This is a genomic window from Oceanospirillum sp., from assembly GCF_982874595.1.
In genome coordinates, this window is the sequence record NZ_CEYNZH010000042.1 from 24,565 (window position 1) to 31,613 (window position 7,049).

The 7,049-nt window shown below is 51.3% G+C and carries 7 protein-coding genes; 2 read left to right on the forward strand and 5 right to left on the reverse strand.

The features are described 5' to 3' along the window. Positions 1–89: 89 nt before the first annotated feature. Together AC4GL5_RS14370 and maiA are read right to left on the reverse strand one after the other, a co-directional pair. On the reverse strand, positions 90–1,283 hold the full coding sequence (locus AC4GL5_RS14370; RefSeq protein ID WP_490383484.1) for a 3-hydroxybenzoate 6-monooxygenase: 1,194 nt from the start codon (positions 1,281–1,283) through the stop codon (positions 90–92). A gap of 63 nt (positions 1,284–1,346) precedes the next feature. Then, entirely contained in the window at positions 1,347–1,991 is a 645-nt protein-coding gene (maiA, locus tag AC4GL5_RS14375; protein ID WP_490383485.1) for a maleylacetoacetate isomerase, read from the reverse strand. A gap of 120 nt (positions 1,992–2,111) precedes the next feature. On the opposite strand from maiA, the gene AC4GL5_RS14380 reads away from it, so the two are divergent. Continuing rightward, a complete protein-coding gene (locus tag AC4GL5_RS14380; RefSeq protein WP_490383486.1) occupies positions 2,112–3,038 on the forward strand; it encodes a LysR family transcriptional regulator in 927 nt (308 codons plus the stop codon). Positions 3,039–3,219: 181 nt separating this feature from the next. Here the strand turns inward: AC4GL5_RS14380 and dmpG are convergent, their stop codons facing one another. The 3 genes from dmpG to mhpD are packed head-to-tail and all read right to left on the reverse strand — an operon-like array spanning position 3,220 to position 5,999. Continuing rightward, the gene (gene dmpG / locus AC4GL5_RS14385) at positions 3,220–4,239 is read right to left on the reverse strand and encodes a 4-hydroxy-2-oxovalerate aldolase (RefSeq protein WP_490383487.1); all 1,020 of its coding nucleotides are present in this window, start codon (positions 4,237–4,239) and stop codon (positions 3,220–3,222) included. Positions 4,240–4,254: 15 nt separating this feature from the next. Then, on the reverse strand, positions 4,255–5,169 hold the full coding sequence (locus AC4GL5_RS14390) for an acetaldehyde dehydrogenase (acetylating) (protein WP_490383488.1): 915 nt from the start codon (positions 5,167–5,169) through the stop codon (positions 4,255–4,257). A 41-nt stretch (positions 5,170–5,210) separates the two neighbouring features. After that, positions 5,211–5,999 carry a 2-keto-4-pentenoate hydratase gene (gene mhpD / locus AC4GL5_RS14395; RefSeq protein ID WP_490383489.1) on the reverse strand — a complete coding sequence of 263 codons (789 nt, stop codon included), beginning with the start codon at positions 5,997–5,999 and terminating at the stop codon, positions 5,211–5,213. Positions 6,000–6,151: 152 nt separating this feature from the next. On the opposite strand from mhpD, the gene AC4GL5_RS14400 reads away from it, so the two are divergent. After that, complete coding sequence (locus AC4GL5_RS14400) at positions 6,152–6,940, forward strand: DNA-binding transcriptional regulator (RefSeq protein WP_490383490.1); 789 nt, start codon at positions 6,152–6,154, stop codon at positions 6,938–6,940. The last annotated feature ends 109 nt before the right edge of the window (positions 6,941–7,049 follow it).

Sequence of the window (7,049 nt, forward strand, 5' to 3'; positions counted from 1 at the left end):
GATAGATTTCCTTCTTGTTCTTCTCTTAACAGATCAGTTCCGGAGGGGCAGATATCCACTGAATGCGGGCTCTGCCCGGAACCAAAGCTTTAGTCCATGCAATTGTTCACATTCCAGCCGTACAACCATTCCAGCGCATCATAGAAGCGCTCCTGAGAACGACCTTTCCACAACTGGTTCCGCACCAGACGCTCTGCACCTTTGGCGTGATAAAGACGTCCCATTTCCCGGGCCGACCAAACCATACGTGCCGTACGGGGAATCCGAATGGTTTCGTAGAGGCGGAAAGCTTTTTCCAGATTGCCATCACATTTTTTGATCGCCTGTCCCAGAACGACGGCATCCTCAAGGGCCATACAGGCACCCTGCGCCAGATATTGAGTTGTGGGATGCGCAGCATCACCAAGAATCGTCGCCAGTCCTTCCCCCCACTTCTCAACCGGCTCACGGTCAGCTGTCGCCCAACGTTTCCAGGACTTAGGAAGCTCAAGTAAACGGCGTGGGCTTGCATCAATGCCCTGAAAGTAAGAAAGCACCTCTTCACGGGAACCTTCTGTCACGCTCCACTCTTCCTTTTCACGACTGTGGAAGGTCACCACCAGGTTATATTGCTCTCCCCCACGCAGCGGGTAATGCACCAGATGGCAACGAGGTCCGGCCCAAAGCACCGGCGCATTGATTCTCAGGTCTTCCGGCATGTCATCCTTTTCAACAACGGCACGGTAAACCACATGACCGGTCACACGGGGTGGATCGCCCAGAATCTTCTGGCGCACAACAGAGCGCACACCATCTGCACCAATAACCGCATCAGCGTCATAGGTATTACCGTGCTGGTCGGTCACTGTTACGCCATCATCATGAAGATCGACAGACTCAATACGGGTTGAGGTTTTAAAGCTGATTAAAGGGTGCTTCTCAACCGATTCGAGAATCGACAGATGGATATCAGCCCGATGGATAACCCCATAAGGGTTGTTAAAGCGTTTACGAAACGCTTCGCCAACATCAATCTTGCCAACAGTGGTTGCATCAACGGCGTCCATCATCAGCAGATAATCGGTAAATACAGAACGGTTGCGGGCCGCTTCGCCCACACCCAGAGCATCCAGTGCGGAGTAAGCATTCGGACCAAGCTGGATACCCGCACCAATCTCCGCAATTTCATCCGCCTGCTCCAGCAGCAGAACTTCAATATCCTGCTGCACCAGAGCCATAGCTGCGGCCAGGCCACCAATGCCTCCGCCAATGACAATGATCTTTTGTTTTTTTAGTTCAGTCATAGTGATCTCCAGGGGGTTATGTACGTTACACACCATCAGGTCATCAACCTGAAAACATCCACATCAGTTAGGGAGAAAATCCGGTTGGTTTTTCGGGGCAGCCTCAATAAAGGCAGGATGTTTAATACAGTGCTGATAGACCTTAAGAATTCTGGGATAGGCCGACAGATCGCACTTCATGCGTAATGCGTTAGCGACCTGAGGCACCAAACAGCAGTCTGCTAATGTCGGCTGTTCGCCAAAGCAGTAAGCACCTGAACCAAAGCGCTCCAGGTGCGCTTCAACCGCATCAAAGCCCTCACGCACCCAGTGCTGATACCAGCCATTGCGCTGCTCCTGAGAGACTTCAAATGTCTGGCTGAGATAGTTCAGGCTTTTCAGGTTATTGATTGGATGCATGTCACAGGCAATGGCATTTGCCAGCTCAAGAACCCGAGCTTTCGCCATCGGCTCCTGAGGAATCAGAGGATTCTGGCTATAGAGATCATCCAAATACTGAATAATGGCCATTGACTGGGTAAGAATTTCTCCTGAGGCGGTTTCAAGAACCGGTACGCCCTTGGAAGGATTCAAACGACGCTGTGTTTCTGAGGACTGCTCACCGATACGGATATTCACCCCCTGGTACTGATAAGCAATATTTTTCAGCGCCAAAGCGATACGTACCCGATAAGAGGTTGAGCTGTTAAAAAAACTGTAGAGCTTCATGGAATACCTTCACTGTCACCATAGGTTCTTCGGTTGCATGAAAGGCATTATTGTTAAATCATGGTATATCGAATAATGATATATATTGATAAACCCATACCTCTGGAGGTATATCAGAAGATGGCATGGTCAAAGCGGTTGCGCTTCTCTCACCTTAACTGGCTGATTTCGTTAGGAGAAACCTGCAGCCTCAGCGAAACGGCACGGCTGTGCCATACCACTCAGCCAGCCCTCTCCCGATGGCTAAAAGAACTTGAAGATGATGTGGGCACGCCACTTTTTGAGCGACATTCCCGTGGACTGGCACCGACTGCAGCGGGCCAACTGCTAATAACTTATGCTCAAAGAATGACCACGGAAGTAGACCGGGCAGAAGAAAGTCTGACCGCCATCAAAGAAGGCAGTGATCGTATGGTTGCTATCGGCACATCACCGGCCTCAGCCCCAAGCTTTGCACCGGCAGCCGTCAGTGAATTTATGCTGCGCCAACCCAGGGCAAAGGTTCAGGTGCACGAAAACACGATGGATGTGCTGATGCAGAGACTGGCTTTGGGAGAATTGGATCTGGTCGTTGGCCGCATGGATAATTACAAGCCTCACGCGGATTTTCAGAACGAGATGCTCTACGAAGAAGATCTCTGCATTGTGAGTCGATTGAGCCACCCTTTAGCTCAGCAGGAATACTTAGAGTGGAAAGATCTGTATCAGTATGACTGGATCGTCTGGCCCTCCGGTGCCCCCATCCGCAGCAAACTGGATGCCTCTCTGGCACAAGCCGGTCTGAAACCTCCCAGTTATAAAATAGAATCCAACTCAATGGTCACCAATCTCTGGCTACTCCAGTATACCGATTCAATAGCGGTGGCCTCAGACAGGGTTGCACGACATTTTTATGGGCGGGGTTTGCTGGTCCCTCTGAATCTCAAAATTCCGAAATCTGACGGAGCGGTTGGCATGGTTTGGCGGGACAGCGCTCAACCGGACCCCTATTTGAGCGACCTGCTGGAGTCCTTCAGAAGTACCGTGAATCAGGATCTGAGGTTTTAACCGTTTGCCCCTCGTATTGACCCTGAATCTCAATACAAAAAAAGCAGAAGTACGAAGAGTACTTCTGCTAACGGCACAAGCTCTGTTGATGGGAACAGATCATCAGCCTTAAGGTGCGAGCTGGATACTCACAATGACACCTTCAAAAAGATGCCAGGGTCAGTAACCCTGGCAGAAAAGATTAAAAACCCTTGGCCATGGTCAGCGCCAGGTCTTCGATCATATCTTCCTGGCCACCTACCGTGCCGCGCTTGCCCAGTTCCACCAGAATATCGCGGGCGGAGACACCGTATTTCTTCTCGGCGCGTTGAGCAAACAGCAGAAACGAGCTGTAAACACCGGCATAGCCCAGCGTCAGCGCGTCACGGTCAACCCGGATCGGCTGGTCCATCATCGGCGTGATCAGGTCTTCCGCCACGTCCATAATCTTGTACAGGTCGATACCCGTGTCACAGCCCATTCGGTTGAGTACCGCGCACAGTACTTCTAACGGTGTGTTACCCGCGCCAGCCCCCAGACCGGCAACCGAACCGTCGATACGGGCACAACCGGCTTCAATGGCCGCCAGCGAGTTAGCCACGCCCATAGCCATGTTGTGGTGACCGTGGAAACCCAGCTCGATCTCGGCGGGCAGTTCGTTGCGCAGCGCGGTGATTTTTTCGGTCACTTCGTCAGGCAGCATATAACCGGCGGAGTCGGTGCAGTAGATGCAGCTGGCGCCGTAGCTGACCATCAATTTGGCCTGCTCGACGATTTTTTCCGCCGAGGCCATGTGTGCCATCATCAGGAAGCCAACGGTGTCCATGTTGAGTTCACGGGCAAAGGTGATGTGCTGCTGGGAGACATCCGCTTCGGTGCAGTGGGTCGCCACACGGATGGTGGAAACCCCCAGATCTTTTGCCATTTTCAGGTGATCAACGGTGCCGATACCGGGCAGCAGCAGCGCGGAGACCTTGGCCTGTTTCATTTTAGGAATCACAGCACCGAGGTATTCCTCGTCGCTGTGAGCCGGAAAACCATAGTTAACAGAAGCACCGCCCAGGCCGTCACCGTGGGTGACTTCGATCAGTGGCATACCGGCCTCGTCCATGGCGCAGGCCACTTTCACCATTTCATCAACGCTGATCTGGTGACGCTTGGCATGCATACCGTCGCGCAGGGACATGTCGTGCAGCTTGACGCTTTTACCTTGCAAGTTCATATCAATATTCCCCTGTTACTCGCCACGTGATGGAAGAGCGATCACGCCCTTGTCGATTTCTTCCGCAAACATTTCTGCGGTACGCAGACCGGCAGCGGTCATGATGTCGAGGTTACCGGCGTATTTCGGCAGGAAGTCGCCCAAACCTTCCACTTCCATAAACATGGACACGCGGTTGCCGTCGAACACCGGGCCGTTGACCAGCTTGTAGCCCGGTACGTATTTCTGTACTTCGGCCACCATCTGATGCACGGATTCGGTAATCGCATCGCGGTTCGGCTCGCCTTCAGTCAGACAGTGCACAGTGTCACGCATCATCAGTGGTGGTTCAGCCGGGTTGATGATAATGATGGCCTTGCCTTTTTTGGCACCGCCGACTTTTTCAACGCCACCGGCGGTGGTGCGGGTGAATTCGTCGATGTTCTGACGGGTACCCGGGCCGACGGATTTGGACGATACGGTGGCGATGATTTCGCCGTATTCCACCGGCTGTACACGACTGACAGCAGCCACCATCGGAATCGTTGCCTGGCCACCGCAGGTCACCATATTGACGTTCATTTCGAGGTTTTTAGCGTGGGCCTCCAGATTGACAGGAGGAATGCAGAACGGACCAATCGCCGCTGGGGTCAGGTCGATCATGATCACACCCAGCTCATTGAGCTTACGGGAGTTCTCCGCATGTACGTAGGCAGAGGTGGCATCAAAAGCGACACGTATATCGTCAGCGATAACGTGTTCCAGAATACCGTCAACACCGGTGGAACAGGTCTTGATGCCCATTTCTGCGGCCCGTTTCAGCCCCTCAGATTCAGGATCAATCCCCACCATCCATACCGGCTCGACCCATTCAGAGCGCTGCATTTTCATCAGCAAATCGGTGCCGATATTACCCGGACCAATAATGACCGCTTTGAGTTTTTTGCTCATCTTTTTTATACCTAAAGCTGCAGTGATTGAATTGCCCGTCATCAGGCGGAGAACTGAACGGAAACCTTTCCGACACCTGAAATACAGGCTTCAAAATGATCTCCGGGAGAAACGTTAACCATAGGGCCCAATGCCCCAGTCAAAATAAGATCACCGGCTTTCAGAGGGGAACCATGTTGCGCCATAATGCGGGCCAACCAAACGGCAGCATTGACCGGATGGCCCAGACATTTGTCGCCGCTACCACTGGACACAAGCTCACCGTTACAGGTCATTTCCATCATCACTGCACGCATATCCAGGCCCTGAACAGCCTGTGCCGGGCCACCAATCACGTAGGCAGAACTGGAGGCATTGTCAGCCACCGTATCCACAAACTGAATATCCCAATCAGCAATGCGGCTACCAACGATCTCTAACGCGGGCACAACATAATCAATGGCCGATACAACCTCATCAAAGGTTGTATCAGCATGGGGCAGGTCTTTTTTCAGAACGAAAGCCAACTCCACCTCTATCTTCGGCTGCAGTAGGCGTGAAAAAGGCACCGTCTCGTTATCGCCAAAACACATATCCGCGAACAGAACCCCGTAATCAGGCTGATCCACCCCCAACTGCTTCTGGACCATGGGATTCGTTAAACCGATCTTCTTACCAACCAGCCGACGCCCCTGGTCAGTATAAAAATCAGTATTTATTTGCTGGATCTGATAAGCACTATCAATATCGAGTTCTTTTAACTGATCTCTTATCGGAGTAATTGGAGAAGCGTTAGACTCAGCATTACGGATCTGCTCAGCAATCTGATAAAGCGATTCATTGTTAGCCATATTTAATCTTTATTATTAGTCGTTTAATATTGATTTCATATTCTTATCGTTGTTTGATTAATGGTTACAAACATGCATTCAGTATAGTTTTGCTGTATTGGGCTGCTCAACAGATAACACGCCAATGGTGTACCTGGTGCACGGAGACATCTATGTCGCACGAGCAAAAAACCGACGCGGAATACAAAACCGTTAGGGGACTTGTCAGAGGGCTTCAGCTGATCAATCTTATGAATCAATCGGACGGTGGGGCCCGCGTAAGAGACCTGGCCGAACAAAGTGGTATTCACCGCACAACCGTCAAGCGCCTGCTTGAGACCCTGGTTACAGAAGGTTATGTCAGGCCCAGCTTTTCCGATGACAGCTATCAGCTAACACTGAAAGTCCGGGAGCTCAGCGAGGGCTTCAGAGATGAGCAATGGATTTCACAGTTAGCCGCGCCTCTTTTGGGTGAACTGATGCAGGCTGTAGTCTGGCCAACAGATATTTGTACATTTGATGTTGATGCCATGGTGGTCAGGGAGACAACCCATAAATTCAGCCGCCTGTCCTTCCACCGTAATATGGTCGGACGACGACTCCCTATGCTCCGGTCTGCCACAGGCCGGGCCTATCTTTCTTTTTGTCCGGATAATGAACGACAGAGCATACTGTCACTCCTTCAAAGCAGAGATGATGAGCAGGGCGAATTGGCCAGAGACCGGAACTACGTGCACTCCGTGCTCTCAAGAACACGACACCAGGGCTATGGGGCCAATTATGGCGATTGGGGTGAAGAAGGTAAAATTGCAGCGATTGCTTTGCCAATAAGAAGCAAAGGGCGCATCCTGGGTTGTTTGAATTTAATTTATATAAAGCAAGCCATGACTATTGAAGAAGCAGAGAAGAAATACCTGCAAAAGATGATAGAAACCGTCACCGCTATAGAATCAAAAATCTGATATTAACAGACATACGGTTTCATAGAATAAAAGCAGCAAAGGTGCTGCTTTTATTCGGCGGTTGCAGACTCTGAGCGCAACACGCTATTGCACTGATGTGACGGCATTA